This window comes from Cellulomonas sp. PSBB021, from assembly GCF_002240455.1.
GTDB lineage: Bacteria > Actinomycetota > Actinomycetes > Actinomycetales > Cellulomonadaceae > Cellulomonas > Cellulomonas uda.
Map to the genome: position 1 here is coordinate 2,527,848 of NZ_CP021430.1, position 13,549 is coordinate 2,541,396.

Below are 13,549 nucleotides of genomic sequence, written 5' to 3' on the forward strand. Positions count from 1 at the left end.
GCACGGCGCACCCCGGCGTGCCGCCGCAGGTCAGCCGAGGACCATCCCCGCGGCCAGCACGACGACGAGCGCGGAGCCCAGTGGCGCGGACCACTCGTGCCACCGCGGCCCGAGGCGCCCGCCGGCCCACGCACCCGCGAGCGCGAGCCCGCTCTGCCACGCGAGGGACGCGACCCCCGCCCCGACGGCGAACGCCACGAGCGTGCCGGTCCCGGCGACCAGCCGGCCCGCAAGCCCGGTGGCGACGGTCGCGAAGATCAGGGCGGTCGCGGGGTTCAGCGCGGTGACGACGACGAACCGCGCCCACACCCGCAGCACACCGCCGTCCACCGCACGAGCCGGCCCGTCCTGCGGCACCGGGACGGCCGCGGCGTGCCGCGCGCGCCACCAGCGCAGGACCCCCGCCACCCCGACGACGCCGAGCACCACCGCCCGCCGACACGCAACCACTGCTCGTGGCCCGTGAGCAGCCGACTGACCTGCGTGCCGAGCAGGACCGCGACCATCGCGTACGCGAGGTCGACGCTCGCCACCCCACCGGCGGCCGCGAGGCCCGCGCTGCGGCCGCGCACGAGCGCCTCGCGCACGATCAGCACCGCGACCGGCCCGACGGGCACCGCGACGGACAGCCCCGCGACCGCGCCGAGCACGGCTGCGGTGGTCACGCTCGACGCGTCGGTCATGACGCGCATCGTCGTCGTCGCGCATCCCGTGCCGCGAGCCCGACCGCGTGATCCGCCGCCGGACCCCAGGAACCGAGCGCCCGGCCCGTCGAGACCTCGCAGATCCGCGGTGGAGCCGCGACAATCGTCGCCGTGGACCGCATCGACGAGCGCATCCTGCACGAGCTCACCGCCGACGCCCGCCTGCCCTACCGCGAGCTCGGCGCGCGCGTCGGCCTGTCCGCCAACGCCGCCGCGGCGCGCGTGCGGCGCATGCAGGACGAGGGCGTGATCCGGGGATTCACGGTCGTGCGGGGGTCGTCCGCGGGCTCGTCGTCGGCGGGTCTGGAGGTCTTCGTGGAGGTGCGGCTCGCGGAGGGGACGACGAACGAGCGGTTCACCGCGGTGCTCGCCGCGGACTTCCCCGGCGTGCTCGACGCGGTGCACGTGACAGGGTCGTACGACTACCTGCTGCACGCCGTGGTCGCCGACCCGGCCGCGCTCGACCAGCTGGTGCGGCGCCTCAAGCGCGAGGCCGGCGCCGCCCAGACGTTCACCCGCCTCGCGCTGCGGGGAGCCTGACGTGCACATCCGGACGACGACGAGCCCCGTCGACCTCACCAGCGTCCACGACGACGTGCTGCGCCCCTCGTTCCCCGACGACGAGCTCGCGGACCTGCCCACGCTGCAGGCGATGCTCGCGGACGGCACGCTGCGGCTCGTCGTGGCCCAGGACGAGCACGGTCTGCGCGGCGCCGCGATCGCCGAGTGGTTCCCCGCCACGGGCGTCCTGCTGCTCGCGTACCTGGCGATCGCACCCGGCGCGCGCGGCGGCGGGGTCGGCAGCACGCTCCTCGACCACGCGGTCGACGCGTGGCGCACCGACCTGGACCCGTGGCTCGTCGTCGCCGAGGTCGAGGACCCCGCTCAGCACACCGGCTCCGAGGAGCACGGCGACCCGACCGCCCGGCTGCGGTTCTACCGGCGGCACGGCGCACGCGTCCTCCCACTGCCCTACACGCAGCCCGCCATGCACGCGGGCGGTCGCCGCGTGCCGGGGCTGCTGCTGCTCGCGCTGTGCGCGTCGGGTGACCGGCTGGCGGGCGTCGCGGCGGACGGCACGTGGCTCGTCCCGACCGCGCCGCTGCGCGCGTTCCTGGAGGAGTACTTCACCCTCTCGGAGGGGACGGCCCCCACCGGGCCCGAGTGGGACGCGATCGTCGGCGCACTGACCGCGGACACGATCCGCGCCTGACCTCGCGGGGGAAAGTGAGGACCCCCCGCACACCCGCCAGAGCTCACCTACCCTTGCTGCCTTCCGGCCCTGGGGGAGTTCGGCAAGATGACGCCGCACGAGGGGTCTGGGAGAAAGCCTAACCCAGAGCGTCGGTCCTCCAGCACCCGGCGCTGGTACCGGCCCGGCCCTCGGACGGAGACACTCGGTTCCTCCGCTAGACTCCTACCCGCGGTCGTGCCGGTAGCCCGGTCCGACGGCACCTGGAGGATTCGCCTAGTGGCCTATGGCGCACGCTTGGAAAGCGTGTTGGGTGCAAGCCCTCGGGGGTTCGAATCCCCCATCCTCCGCCGACACGAAACGGCCCCTCACCTGCAAAAACGCGGTGAGGGGCCGTTTCTCGTCTACGCTGCGGGAACACCACGGGGAACACCGACGCCCCAGGAGGACCTCCGATGAGCCCCAAGCCCCTCGCTCGGCAGCGCGCCGACGGCGGCGTGACGTACCAGGTCAAGTCGCGCTTGGGCGGCACCCGCGCGGGGGCGTGGGCGTCCGAGTCCTTCACCAGCGAGCGTGCAGCGCAGCGGTTCTGTCTCGACGTCGAGGATGCTGGGATGCAGTGGCCCGACGGGTGGGTCAAGGGCCAGGGTTACGTCCAGGCCGTCGAGCCCGCGGCGCCCGTCCCGACGTTCGCGGACGTAGCTGCCTAGCCGGCGGACGCGACCTCGCTGGTCGCCTTCAGCACCAGATCGGCGTCATCGTCCGCGGCGGGCCAGACATCGAGGTGGATCGCTTCGGTGCTGGGGTCGAGTGTGTCGTCCCACACGGCGTCACGACCGCGCGCGCTCACACGCACGACGTAACGACCCGGACCGTTCGATGCGAGCGCCGTTGCGTCGCGGCTCTCGTTTCCCCACCCGACGAGATCCCACGAACCCGACGGGCAGTTCGCGACCACCTGCGCGACATCTTCCCACGCGTCCAAGTCCGTTGTGGGCTCGACGTCGTGTGACGCCCACGTGACGTCAACGGCACCGCCGCCGATACCCGTGGAGATCAGCAAACCGGATGTGGTGAACGCCCCAACGAGGTGGCACAGGACGTCCGCCGGGTAGGGGTCGAGCTCGCCCTCGTCGATCACGCAGAACTGGTGGTAGTCGACAGAAACTCGCGCCGTGCCTTCGGCGAGTACCGTCATCTAGATCACCTTCACTGTAAACCACTCGTCAGCGACGACGCGGTTGGTTTGCAGGAAACTCTGGTAGTCCCACCCGCCGGCGCTGTTTTCGTCTCCGACGATGGCACACCGGGAGTATCCAACCGAACCCGAACGCTCGATCTCCTCGTAGAAGCAGCCGGCTGGCACCCGGACCAGTCCCCCGCCCGTCTTGGCGCCCTGCCACGTGCTGGCGAACGGGTACTCGTCGCAGGAGTAGCCAGTCTTCTTTGGAAGACTCGCGGGGCACGCCCTGTCCCTGTTGGCCTTTTTTTGGGTTTCGTCATACATCCGCCTGAGCTTGCTTGGCAGGCCAGTCTTCTGTGCCTTGCGAACGTGCGCCGCATACGTGGGGTACGCCGAGGTGAAGATAACGAGTTCAGCTAGGAAGTCTGGGATGACGCAACCCTTGCCGCTCAGCGGCGCAGCCGCGTAGTCGCAGCGGACATCGAACCAGAACGCGATCATCTCCGTGCCGCCGTAGGAAGCCTTGTAGATCGTCAACCCCCAGTAGGGGTTTGTGATCCACGGCTCCTTTCCCGACGGGTTCGGGTTGAACGTTTGGGACTTTGTGATGCCAACGTCGTCATACAGGGTCTTGGCGTGTCCGACGGGCATGAAGTTCCGGCAGCTCAACAGGCACTTCGAGCGCAGCGTCATCGTCGCGCCGAGAGCAGTCCCCCAAGCGCTCGTGACCTTTACCGTCCCCTCGAAGTCGATCTCTGTCGACCCGTTGCGGACCCATACGGTGTTGCGGAGGCTGCCTGCAGCGCCACCGGTCACGAGCCACATTCCCCGCTCGTTCTTGTCGCGGAAGATGACCGTCCACTCGACGATCTGGCACGCTGAGAACCTTGTACCGACAACCTTCGTGCGCGTGCACCCCGTCGGGATCGTCCGTGCTACCCCGTTCTCGTCGACAGCCGCGTTGTCCAGGTCTCTCTCAATGCTGTATGAGGCGAGCTCCTTCAACGGCTGCCCCGCGCTCGTCGCGCAGAGGGCCCTCGTGCCGTTTTCACTGGTTTGGCAGTCGACGTCCGCGACGCTGACTCCCTGTGCCGCGGCGAATTCAGCGGCAAGGTCCGCTGTCTCGTCGAGGGCCTCGTCTGCAGCAGAAGAGGAGGTTGGGGTCAGGAACGAAACGCAGAGCAGCGCCACCGCAAGACCTGCAAGCCGGCGTGAGCGCTGAGGGATCACTGCGCCACCTCTTCATCCGGGATCTCGACGGGCATCTCCTGCGGGACGAACCGGGTGTACCGTTCCCATCCCTCGGGCAGGTTGGCGAACTCCATGTCTTCGGGGTCGACCGGGGCGTAAGTCTCGGGCGGCTCGTCGCGCTGGACGATAGTGATCTCGATGGACCCCTCGTTCCCCTCCTCCGGTCGGTCGTCCTGAGCCATCGCTGCCCCTCCCGCCACTACCGCAGCCACCACCACGATGGCAGCGCCCGGGAAGATCACGGCATGTCGAGCCTTCATGTACTGGTACTCCCCTGCGTGAGTCGAGTAGGCAGATCGCCTGGCCGTAACGTAGCGGGGAAAAGCCCGCGTCGTGGGGGTTTTGCCGCTGCCGACCGATGCGGTCATTGCTGGGCGCTTCGGCGCCCGAATACCGGCTCTTCGCCGTTGCGGTGGGATGTGACCGGCTCGGCGGGCTGAGCGGCGGGTAGGGGCCGAGGTCCCCGTGTCCCGCGTCAAGCAGATGGCAGGTTCTGGACTTCGGGAAAGTTGGGGACGGTCGGGTCGGCGAGGCCGAGGTGGACGTCGAGCGGCCGGTTCCAGGCGATGGCCTGGTGAGGGCGCACGGTGTTGTACTCGATGCGGTAGTCCTCGGCGTGGGCGACCAGGTCCAGGGCGTCGTCGATCTCCTCGAGGAACAGTCGCTCGTACTTCAGGGACCCGAAGCCGCGTTCGCGTGAGCCGTTCTGGCCCGGGCTCTTGACGGCGGTGCGGACGTGACGGATCTCGGGGTGGGTGGCGATGAACGCCTCGAACCGGAAGGACCGGGACGGTCCGCCGTTGTCGGTGACGAGCGTGACGGCGGGGATGACGTTGCCGTCGTCGTCGGTGTCGCAGGCGTCGATCAGCCGGCGGCCGAACGTGGCCTCGTAGTCGGCCAGGGCGAGCTCGACCGCGGCGATCGCGTCGTGCTGGTTCGCGGTCGGGGACGTGTGCCAGGGGTGCTCGTACTTGGACCAGTAGTCCCGGCATCCGGCCAGGCGCCACGTCCCACCGGTGGTGGTCTCGAACTCGGAGAAGTCCAGCTGCCAGACCTGGTTCGGTCCGGTCGGGTCGGTCGCGAACGCGGCCTTGCGCCGGGCGGCGTGCTGGCGCCGTTCTCGCTGGTAGTTCGCCTCCAGCAGCAGGCCCTCGTCCCGCAGCAGGCGCAGCACGGTGGACTCACCGACCCGGTGCCCGTCGTAGCGGCACATCGCCCAGACCTTGCGCTGCCCCCACGCCGGGTGGGCTAGCGCATGCCGCCGGGCGGCGTCGCGGACCCCTTCGCGGACCGGGCGCGGCCAGGGGCCCTTGACCGGTGCGCCGTCACGGGCGCGGGCCTGGTGGCGGCGCCAGGTACGTTCGGGCACGCCGATCAGCGCGCAGAACCTCGTGGTCGGCATGCCCGCGTCGGTGCGGATCAGCTCGAGGTCCTCGAAGGGCCCAGGCGGCCCTCCGCGCTCTTCTTCCACACCCGGATCTCCACCGCGGCCTCACCCAGGGCCTGGGTCAGCTCGGTGACCTCGGCCTCCAGCTGCTGCTCACGGGTGGAGGGCCCGGACTTGCCCGCGACCAGCCCGGCCCGCCCGGCCTCGAGGAACTGCCGTTTCCAGTTCCCGACCGACTGCTCTGAGACCTTCGCCCGGCGGGCGGCCTCGGCCACGCTCACCTCACCGGCCAGGATCGACAACACGATCCGGACCTTCTCCTCAGCCGGGAACGCCGGCGGCCCCGCCATGATCGATCAGACTCCTTCGCAGGTCAGACCCGCAAGCAACGGGCCCTGCCACTAAGTCTGACGCGCGACACATGCACACAAGACGCAAGCAAAGGGCTCTCTACGACCAAACCGGGGCGGGGGTACTTTTGTGTACCCCCCCTCGATTCGCGGACCCGCGCTCGTTCTACGCGCTCCCGCCCTGCCCCTGCTCCCTGCCTCCCCGGGCGGCGGCGTCTTGTGCGTGTAGGGCGGTGAGTGCGGCTCGGGCGGTGGCGGCGATGCGTGCGGTGGCGAGGGCTGCGAGGCGCTGCTGACGCGTGGGCATGGTGGTCCTCCGGGGGTCGTGGTGGTGTTGGGGGGCACGGTAGGTGGTCGTCCGGACCGGGACGGTGCATGCCTGCCGGGGTGTCCATCCCTTCGGTGCCGACGATGCTGCTCCGCGGGACTCGCGTCTCATCCGCCCGCGCGGCCTTCACCCGGACACCTGTGGACAAACCGGGGCGCATGACGACAGGTCTGTGATTAACTCCCCGCGCATCACAGGATCGACAACCCAGGGGGTACAACATGCGTCTGCCTTTGACACGTCTGTCTGCGGTGGCTTGCACCGCTTTCCTGCTCGTCGCAGCGGCCCAGACACCCGATACCGAACCGACCGACGGCGCCACGCCCGGGCAGTTCGACCTGCTCGAGGCGTACCTGCCGGAGATCGAGCCGTCCGACGAGCTCGACGGTCCCACGCTCGTGACCGGACACGTCGACGACGCCGAAGCCGGCGTGCCCGTGATCGCGACCGCGTGGCCCGACCCGGCCGAGCTCGCCGACCTGGAAGTCGGTGACAAGGTCGGTGTCGTCACAATCGCGAAGACCCTCACGGATGCCGACGGCAATTACGAGCTCGTCGCCGACCCGGACGCCGTGAAGGACGTCGTGGGCGCCACGGAGGAGACCGTGAACTTCGACGTGGTCGTCCCGACCAGCGAGGACATCGCGAACGCGACCGCCGCGACGACAGCCACGCTGTCCGTGAAGAAGGTGAGCACGCCGTCAAACAAGGTCCTGACCGACGTGGACGTGGACATCGCCGCTGAGCGCCCCGCGACGATCGACGAAGCCGCCACCGATACCGCAACGTCGGTGCGCCCCACCGCCAGCTGCGGGTCGAGCCTCGTCGCACGCTACGACGACCGTCCGATGACCGCCGGGACCTCGTTCTCGACGACCTCGAAGGTCACGACCACGTTCCAGTACAAGAAGGGCTCGGAGTCCTCGCTCGGCGTTGGTTTCAGCGCGAAGGGCTCGGCCGGCTCGTTCAAGGCGAACGGCACACATAAGGTGAAGTCGTCGTCCGCGACGACCTACGACGCCAAGAAGGGGGCGCACGGGACCTTCTACAAGAAGTACCAGGACTACGGAAAGTTCTTCAACTGCGTTGTTGACATTAACGGGTACGCAGTGATCTGGTACTCGGTGTCCCCGATCGGTGTGCCGCACGGGTCGTACACGGCGAAGTCGACGTCCATTCCGACCGCAAAGCACTGCACCCGGTACAGCGGCGCCTCGCTGACGATCGACAAGTCCAAGGCGCAGTTGTGGTCCAGCGGTGTGGCGATCGGCGACAAGATCGGCATCGACCTGTCCGCGCAGACCGGATGGAGCAACGAGACCCGCTTGGACATCAAGCGCACGTCCGGCACGGGCTTCCTGCTGTGCGGGACGACGGACAAGCCTGAGCAGAAGTCTCCGGGCCGCCTGGTCGCGAAGCCGTGACGACGGCCCGACGTAGCGCCGTGACGCTGGTGGTGGTCCTCGTGGCTGCCACCAGCGTCGGGTGCAGCGCCCATGGCCCGACGGAAGGGTCTCTGGCGGTCGGTGGCGGGTCGGAGTTCACGTTGTGCATCACCCCACACGTCGGTGAGGACCGTGCGCTCGGGGCGACGTACGCGACGAACGAAGGGTCGTCCGACATCACGATCACGTCCGTCGAGCTGGTGGACGCCACTGGCGTGGAGGTCGGGGACGCGTTCGCGGTCCTGGACGACGGCAGCGACGACGGATACTCGGTCGGGGCGCCGGTCCCACCCGACCCGGAGGACGACGCGTACTCCGTACCTGCGTGGGAGCGGCGCGTTGACGCCGAAGGTGCGGTCATTGCGCCGGGTGAGACTTGGCAGGTCATCCAGGTCGTGAAGGTCACGTCAGCGGCCGACGCCGGTTTCGAGGCGTTGCGCATCGAGTACACGGAGGACAGGTCCACACGCGTCGCGCAGAACACGACACGGATGGAGGTCGAGGGGCGCGGGGCGCAGTGCGAGTAGGTTCGCAGCCTTTCGCGGAAACGACCTCGGGGCCTTCCGTCACCCGGGCACACCTTATCTAGCGGCCTCCGCGGGCCCACCAGCGCCCCGCACAGCCCCGCCCTGCGCCCCCGGGGCGCGTGGCACAGCGTCCGAACCGTGAACGTGCCGTCCCTGCGTGCGGCCGGGCTTGCGGGAGCGGCTGCGGGTGGTCTGTGCGGGCCACAGGAGCATCACCGCCAGGGCGGCTGCGGTGGCCTGACCGACCGGGGAACGGAACGCGGCATACGCGTCGGCGGCGGGGCCACGGAGCGCACCCACGACGACGCCCTGCACCTCGGTCACCGGCGTCCAGCCCGGGTCAGCGGCCGCGTTCGCATCGCCCCGCGTGCGGATGTTGGCGCCGTCGACCTCCACAACACGGTGCACGACGCCCGGCGTGGCGTCCGTCGGGTCGTGGTCGAGCTGCACCACATCACCGACGCTCACCGAGCTCGGGTGGGAGCGCACGAGCACCACATTGAACCGTCACGGCTTTCGTGCCGTCTTCATGCTGGCTGCGGCTCCGGGTGGAGGGCAGTGGTTGCAGCGTAGTGAGCGGCTTCGGCCTCGGTCGGGGTGAGCATGGCGATGCTGGAGTGCAGCCGGCGGTGGTTCCACCGGTCGACCCAGGCCATGGTCGCCATCTCGACGTCGGTCAGGTTCTTGATCGGCCCGGTCACGAACGGCCCGGGCTTGATGCACTCGTTCTTGAACAGCCCGATGATCGACTCCATCAGGCAGTTGTCGTAGGCGTCCCCGACGGTCCCGATCGAGGCGGCTGTCGATGCCGCGTGAAGACTGACCCCCTGGCGCCGAGCGAATGTTGACCCCCCTTCGCTGAAGAGTGGAGGAGTGATCACTGTGGAGGACTGGGCTGAGATCCGTCGGCTGCATCGAGCTGAGGGGTTGGGGATCAAGACGATCGCGCGCCGGTTGGGTATCGCGCGGAACACGGTGCGGGTCGCGTTGGCCGCGCACGAGCCGCCGAAGTACCACCGCAAGCCTGCGGGTTCGGCGGTCGATGCGTTCGAGCCGGCGATCCGGGAGTTGCTCGGGCAGTTCCCGGACATGCCCGCGACGGTGATCGGTGAGCGGGTCGGGTGGACGGGCTCGTCTTCGGTGCTGCGGGCCCGGGTCGCGTTGCTGCGCCCGTTGTTCCGCGGCGCGGACCCCGCCGACCGCACGACGTATGCGGCCGGGCATATCGTGCAGTGCGACCTGTGGTTCCCGGCCAAGGTGATCCCCGACGGGGCCGGGGCGTGGATCGCGCCGCCGGTGCTGACGATGGTCGCGGCGTACTCCCGGTTCGTGATGGCGGTCATGCTGCCCTCGCGGCTGTCGGGGGACCTGCTGGCCGGGATGTGGCAGCTGCTGGCCGGTCTGGGTGCGGTGCCCAAGACGCTGGTCTGGGACAACGAGGCGGGCATCGGTCAGCACAAGCGCCTGACGTTGCCCGCCCGGACGTTCGCCGGGACGTTGGGGACGCGGATCTATCAGACCGCGGCCCGGGACCCGGAGGCCAAGGGCGTCGTCGAGCGAGCCAACCAGTACTTGCAGACCTCGTTCATGCCCGGGCGCTCGTTCACCGGCGGCGTCGACTTCAACGCCCAGCTCGCGGCGTGGCTGCCGCGCGCGAACGAGCGCAAGGTGCGGGCCACCGGCGCCCGCCCGGTCGACCTGCTCGGCGCGGACCTCGCCGCGATGGGGGCCCTGCCACCGGTCGCGCCGACGAGCGCCCCACCGCTGCGGGTGCGCCTGGCGCGGGACTACTACGTGCGGGTCGCGGGCAACGACTACTCGGTGGACCCGCAGGTCATCGGCCGGTTCGTGGACATCCATCCCGGGCTGGACCGGGTCATGGTCACGTGCGCGGGGCAGGTCGTGGCCGACCACGCCCGGTCCTGGGCGTCCCGGCAGGTCATCACCGACCCCGCGCACGTCGCCGCCGCCGCTGAGCTGCGGACCGCGTTCAAGGACCGCTGCGCCGCGACCCGCGGCCCCGTCACCGCGACGGACGTGGGCTTGCGGGAGTTGAGCGACTACGACGAGATGTTCGCGTTGCCCGTCCCCGCCCCGCGCCCGAACCTGCAGGTCGTGCGGTGAGCGCCACCGGCAAGGACACCGCCGGGCAGATCACGTTCTGCGCCCGTGAGCTCAAGACCCCCGTGATCGCCGACACGTTCGCGACCCTCGGCGACCAGGCCCGCACCGAGGGCTGGACCCACGAGGAATACCTCGCCGCCGTCCTGGGCCGCCAGGTCGCCTCCCGAACCGCGAACGGCACCCGGATGCGGATCTCGGCCGCGCACTTCCCCGCAGTCAAGACCCTGGAGGACTTCACCTTCGAACACCTGCCGGCCGCACCCCGGGACGTGATCGCGCACCTGGCCACGACCACGTTCGTGGCACGCCGAGAGAACGTCGTGCTGCTCGGGCCACCCGGGACCGGCAAGACCCACCTCGCGATCGCGATGGGCATCAAAGCCGCCGAAGCCGCGTTCCCCGTCGCGTTCGACTCCGCGAACGGCTGGCTGACCCGCCTGAGCGACGCCCACGAGCGCGGCAACCTCGAGCGCGAGCTACGCCGCCTGAACCGCTACCGGCTACTGATCATCGACGAGGTCGGCTACCTGCCGTTCGACCCAGCCGCAGCCGCCCTGTTCTTCCAGCTCATCGCGTCCCGCTACGAGACCGGGTCCGTGATCGTGACCTCGAACCTGCCCTTCTCCCGCTGGGGCGAGACCCTCGGCGACGACGTCGTCGCAGCCGCGACCATCGACCGCCTCGTCCATCACGCCCACGTCATCCCCCTGGACGGTGACTCCTACCGCACACGCGCCCACCGCAAGACCAAGTAGTCAAGACCATCAGGGGGGTCAAAGTTCAACCAGCACCAGGGGGTCAAGATTCGCCCGGCGTTGACAGCGGCGATGCCCTCGAGCGCGAGATGCTCGGTGTAGCGCACGGACACGTATTGCGACCCGGCGTCCGAATGTGCCGTCAGCTCGCCCGCGACGACCGGGTGTTTCTGCTGTTCACGAGCCCAACAGGCCATCCGCAGCGGGACCATGACGAGATCGGTCGGCCGGGACGACATCGCGTGCCAGCCCACGATCTTCTGGGCGAACACGTCCACGACGAACGAGACGTAGGTGAACCCGGCCCAGGTGCGCACGTAGGTGAAGTCGGCCACCCAGACCCGGTTCGGTGCGCCCGCACGAAAGTCCCGGTTGAGCAGGTCACCGGCCCGGGCCCCGTCCTTGGCGGGGACCGTGGTGCGGTGCATCCGGCCGCGGCGCAACCCGTTCCAGCCGTGCTCACGCATCAGCCGGTCGACCGTGCAGTGCGCCACTGCCAGGCCGCGGCGACGCAGCAGCGCGGTCGTCTTGCGTCGCGGCGTAGAGCGACTCCGGGGTCGGTCGGCCGTGCTCGTCGATCCGTGACGAGCGGATCGCGTCGACCACGACCGCGTCCGACACCGTCCGCGCTGCCGGCGACAGCCTGGACCAGGACCGGTACGTCCTCGCGGCGACCTGCACGCCCTGCTCACGCAGGACGGCGCAGATCGTCTCGACCGCGAAGCCCTTGCCCCTCATGGAGTCGATGAACCCCATGATCAGCGGTTTCGGGAGTCGAGCTCTCCCGCGAAGAAAATGGAAGCCGCGCGCAGGATCGCGTTCGCCTCCGCCAGCCGCTTGTTCTCCGCTTTGAGCCGGCGGATCTCCTCGGACTCCGCCGTGCTGACACCGGGCCGGGCGCCGTCGTCGATGTCGGCCTGCGCGACCCAGCGACGCAGCGACTCCCGCGCGATCCCCAGCTGGGCACCGACCGCGACCGACGCCGCCGTCACCGACCCGTAGTCCACCAGGTGCTCACGCACCATCCGCACCGCCCGAGCCTTGACCTCGGGGTCGTACTTCTTAGGCATCTCGCCATCCTTCATCACAAGGAAGCGGCCGAGAAGCCGTGACGGTTCACGGAGAGCGTCCCCCGAACGGCGCCCCCTACTGGCTGTCGCGCGAAGGCGTCCCCTTGCACACCGGGCATGGCCGCTCGGTCGGGACCGCGCCCGGCACCAGCGAGGTAGGGGTCGATTCGAGGCGCGTGATCCAGCCTGTGTCACTACAACGCGTGCATGTGGTCATAGGGCGAGGATCGGTCGTCACGCGCACTAACTGCGCATGCAGGGCCCGGCGTGTCCTACGGGCGCGGCGCACGAGCCAGTTCGAGGTAACGACCCCAGGCGGCAACGCAGGTGTTTAGGGTGATCGCGACGACGGGCATGAGTTGCTCGACGTCTGTTGTGAACCGGACCTCAGCCACACCGTCAGCGGTTCCGGTGACCTCCTGTTCCAGGGTCGCGAGCGTCGCCCAAGACTTGCCGTGCGCGAGGCCGCTCTGGATCCGCCAGAGCAACTCGAAGAGGTCCGAGTCGGAGCCGCAGTGCTGCGCTGCGCCACGCACGACATCCCGGTAGGTCCAGGACTTCACGCTTCTGCTGTCGGGGGCGAGGCTGCGGAACTCTTCAAGAACCTCGTCGAACGTCCTGCCGGACTGGAGCTTGTCGCCGCCCAGCAGCTTGGATGCCTTCCGGCCCTCGTCCGAGTTGTTGTAGAGCTGCCTGACTCGTCTGTGGCGCCGCTCAGCAGGGTCGTCCGGGCCGATCAGCCAGAGGGCTGTACACGCGGATTCCAGAGCGGCGCGCGCGAGCGTGTGCTCGGCCCAGGGGTGGGTTCTCTGCGCGTCCTGGATCGTCCCGCGGATGGCTTCCAGGTGGTCCATCGCCACACCGTGCGCGAGCGCTACCCCATGAGACAGAACGTAGATGCCCAACGCCGCGTCGTCCTCGGCGAGCGGGCTGCCCGGCTCAGGTCGAGGCGGTACGACCTCTGCGGTGGCCGCGTAGTGCTCGGCGACACGCGCGAGCACTCGCCCCGGCCGTAACCGGTCGTCGGCGGTCGGCTCATGGCGTGTGCGGAGCCACCGGTCAGAGGCAGACAACTCGGTGAACAGCTGAAGCCCTGGAACGTCCTCGCCCATGCCGCAACCCTGGCAGGCACATCGCCTCGGTGTCCTTGGAACGCAATGCGGGTTCGGAGGGTGGCTCGCGTCGGTCAGACGGGCAGCACTGGTGCCTACGCTCCACCGTCACCACTGTCGG

At 69.6% G+C, this 13,549-nt stretch carries 19 protein-coding genes, 1 tRNA gene and 1 other RNA gene; 8 read left to right on the forward strand and 13 right to left on the reverse strand.

Going from position 1 to position 13,549, the window contains the following annotated elements:
- Positions 1 to 30: 30 nt before the first annotated feature.
- The gene (locus tag CBP52_RS11565) at positions 31 to 318 is read right to left on the reverse strand and encodes a hypothetical protein (protein WP_094181074.1); all 288 of its coding nucleotides are present in this window, start codon (positions 316 to 318) and stop codon (positions 31 to 33) included.
- The gene (locus tag CBP52_RS11570) at positions 276 to 683 is read right to left on the reverse strand and encodes a hypothetical protein (protein WP_157732589.1); all 408 of its coding nucleotides are present in this window, start codon (positions 681 to 683) and stop codon (positions 276 to 278) included. Before CBP52_RS11570 ends, CBP52_RS11565 begins: the two co-directional genes overlap by 43 nt.
- 132 nt (positions 684 to 815) lie before the next feature.
- On the opposite strand from CBP52_RS11570, the gene CBP52_RS11575 reads away from it, so the two are divergent.
- The gene (locus CBP52_RS11575; protein WP_094181076.1) at positions 816 to 1,244 is read left to right on the forward strand and encodes an Lrp/AsnC family transcriptional regulator; all 429 of its coding nucleotides are present in this window, start codon (positions 816 to 818) and stop codon (positions 1,242 to 1,244) included.
- Position 1,245: 1 nt separating this feature from the next.
- Positions 1,246 to 1,917 carry a GNAT family N-acetyltransferase gene (locus CBP52_RS11580; RefSeq protein ID WP_094181077.1) on the forward strand — a complete coding sequence of 224 codons (672 nt, stop codon included), beginning with the start codon at positions 1,246 to 1,248 and terminating at the stop codon, positions 1,915 to 1,917.
- Between the two features lie 13 nt (positions 1,918 to 1,930).
- Here CBP52_RS11580 and ffs read toward each other — a convergent pair.
- Positions 1,931 to 2,027, reverse strand: an RNA gene (gene ffs / locus CBP52_RS11585) — signal recognition particle sRNA small type.
- Positions 2,028 to 2,161: 134 nt separating this feature from the next.
- On the opposite strand from ffs, the gene CBP52_RS11590 reads away from it, so the two are divergent.
- Positions 2,162 to 2,246 (forward strand) — tRNA-Ser (locus CBP52_RS11590).
- Between the two features lie 105 nt (positions 2,247 to 2,351).
- Positions 2,352 to 2,606: a hypothetical protein gene (locus CBP52_RS11595; RefSeq protein WP_094181078.1), complete on the forward strand. Its 255-nt coding sequence runs from the start codon at positions 2,352 to 2,354 to the stop codon at positions 2,604 to 2,606.
- Here the strand turns inward: CBP52_RS11595 and CBP52_RS11600 are convergent.
- The 5 genes from CBP52_RS11600 to CBP52_RS11620 all read right to left on the reverse strand — a co-directional run bounded on the left by CBP52_RS11600 (position 2,603) and on the right by CBP52_RS11620 (position 6,067).
- Positions 2,603 to 3,094: a hypothetical protein gene (locus CBP52_RS11600; protein ID WP_094181079.1), complete on the reverse strand. Its 492-nt coding sequence runs from the start codon at positions 3,092 to 3,094 to the stop codon at positions 2,603 to 2,605. The two genes, CBP52_RS11595 and CBP52_RS11600, sit on opposite strands and share 4 nt — an antisense overlap.
- Positions 3,095 to 4,270 (reverse strand): hypothetical protein, encoded by a 1,176-nt coding sequence (locus CBP52_RS11605; protein WP_094181080.1) that lies wholly within the window; start codon positions 4,268 to 4,270, stop codon positions 3,095 to 3,097.
- 35 nt (positions 4,271 to 4,305) lie between these two features.
- A complete protein-coding gene (locus CBP52_RS11610; RefSeq protein WP_094181081.1) occupies positions 4,306 to 4,572 on the reverse strand; it encodes a hypothetical protein in 267 nt (88 codons plus the stop codon).
- Positions 4,573 to 4,805: 233 nt separating this feature from the next.
- The gene (locus CBP52_RS11615; RefSeq protein WP_232514460.1) at positions 4,806 to 5,732 is read right to left on the reverse strand and encodes an integrase core domain-containing protein; all 927 of its coding nucleotides are present in this window, start codon (positions 5,730 to 5,732) and stop codon (positions 4,806 to 4,808) included.
- A 17-nt stretch (positions 5,733 to 5,749) separates the two neighbouring features.
- Positions 5,750 to 6,067 (reverse strand): helix-turn-helix domain-containing protein, encoded by a 318-nt coding sequence (locus CBP52_RS11620; RefSeq protein WP_094181082.1) that lies wholly within the window; start codon positions 6,065 to 6,067, stop codon positions 5,750 to 5,752.
- 579 nt (positions 6,068 to 6,646) lie between these two features.
- On the opposite strand from CBP52_RS11620, the gene CBP52_RS11625 reads away from it, so the two are divergent.
- Both CBP52_RS11625 and CBP52_RS11630 read left to right on the forward strand, forming a co-directional pair.
- A complete protein-coding gene (locus CBP52_RS11625) occupies positions 6,647 to 7,819 on the forward strand; it encodes a hypothetical protein (RefSeq protein ID WP_094181083.1) in 1,173 nt (390 codons plus the stop codon).
- Between the two features lie 122 nt (positions 7,820 to 7,941).
- Complete coding sequence (locus CBP52_RS11630; protein WP_157732590.1) at positions 7,942 to 8,367, forward strand: hypothetical protein; 426 nt, start codon at positions 7,942 to 7,944, stop codon at positions 8,365 to 8,367.
- A gap of 54 nt (positions 8,368 to 8,421) precedes the next feature.
- Here the strand turns inward: CBP52_RS11630 and CBP52_RS11635 are convergent, their stop codons facing one another.
- Both CBP52_RS11635 and CBP52_RS18735 read right to left on the reverse strand, forming a co-directional pair.
- On the reverse strand, positions 8,422 to 8,820 hold the full coding sequence (locus CBP52_RS11635; protein WP_198303439.1) for a hypothetical protein: 399 nt from the start codon (positions 8,818 to 8,820) through the stop codon (positions 8,422 to 8,424).
- Positions 8,821 to 8,894: 74 nt separating this feature from the next.
- Positions 8,895 to 9,341 (reverse strand): integrase core domain-containing protein, encoded by a 447-nt coding sequence (locus CBP52_RS18735; protein WP_369826221.1) that lies wholly within the window; start codon positions 9,339 to 9,341, stop codon positions 8,895 to 8,897.
- On the opposite strand from CBP52_RS18735, the gene istA reads away from it, so the two are divergent.
- Positions 9,241 to 10,491: an IS21 family transposase gene (gene istA / locus CBP52_RS11645; protein WP_094180904.1), complete on the forward strand. Its 1,251-nt coding sequence runs from the start codon at positions 9,241 to 9,243 to the stop codon at positions 10,489 to 10,491. The two genes, CBP52_RS18735 and istA, sit on opposite strands and share 101 nt — an antisense overlap.
- Complete coding sequence (gene istB / locus CBP52_RS11650; RefSeq protein WP_094180903.1) at positions 10,488 to 11,246, forward strand: IS21-like element helper ATPase IstB; 759 nt, start codon at positions 10,488 to 10,490, stop codon at positions 11,244 to 11,246. The genes istA and istB overlap by 4 nt, the downstream gene beginning before the upstream one ends.
- Here the strand turns inward: istB and CBP52_RS11655 are convergent.
- The 3 genes from CBP52_RS11655 to CBP52_RS11670 all read right to left on the reverse strand — a co-directional run bounded on the left by CBP52_RS11655 (position 11,213) and on the right by CBP52_RS11670 (position 13,428).
- Positions 11,213 to 11,938 carry a DDE-type integrase/transposase/recombinase gene (locus tag CBP52_RS11655; RefSeq protein WP_157732591.1) on the reverse strand — a complete coding sequence of 242 codons (726 nt, stop codon included), beginning with the start codon at positions 11,936 to 11,938 and terminating at the stop codon, positions 11,213 to 11,215. The two genes, istB and CBP52_RS11655, sit on opposite strands and share 34 nt — an antisense overlap.
- Positions 11,939 to 12,004: 66 nt before the next feature.
- Entirely contained in the window at positions 12,005 to 12,316 is a 312-nt protein-coding gene (locus tag CBP52_RS11665) for a transposase (protein ID WP_157732592.1), read from the reverse strand.
- Positions 12,317 to 12,588: 272 nt separating this feature from the next.
- A complete protein-coding gene (locus CBP52_RS11670) occupies positions 12,589 to 13,428 on the reverse strand; it encodes a hypothetical protein (protein ID WP_094181090.1) in 840 nt (279 codons plus the stop codon).
- Positions 13,429 to 13,549: the final 121 nt, after the last annotated feature.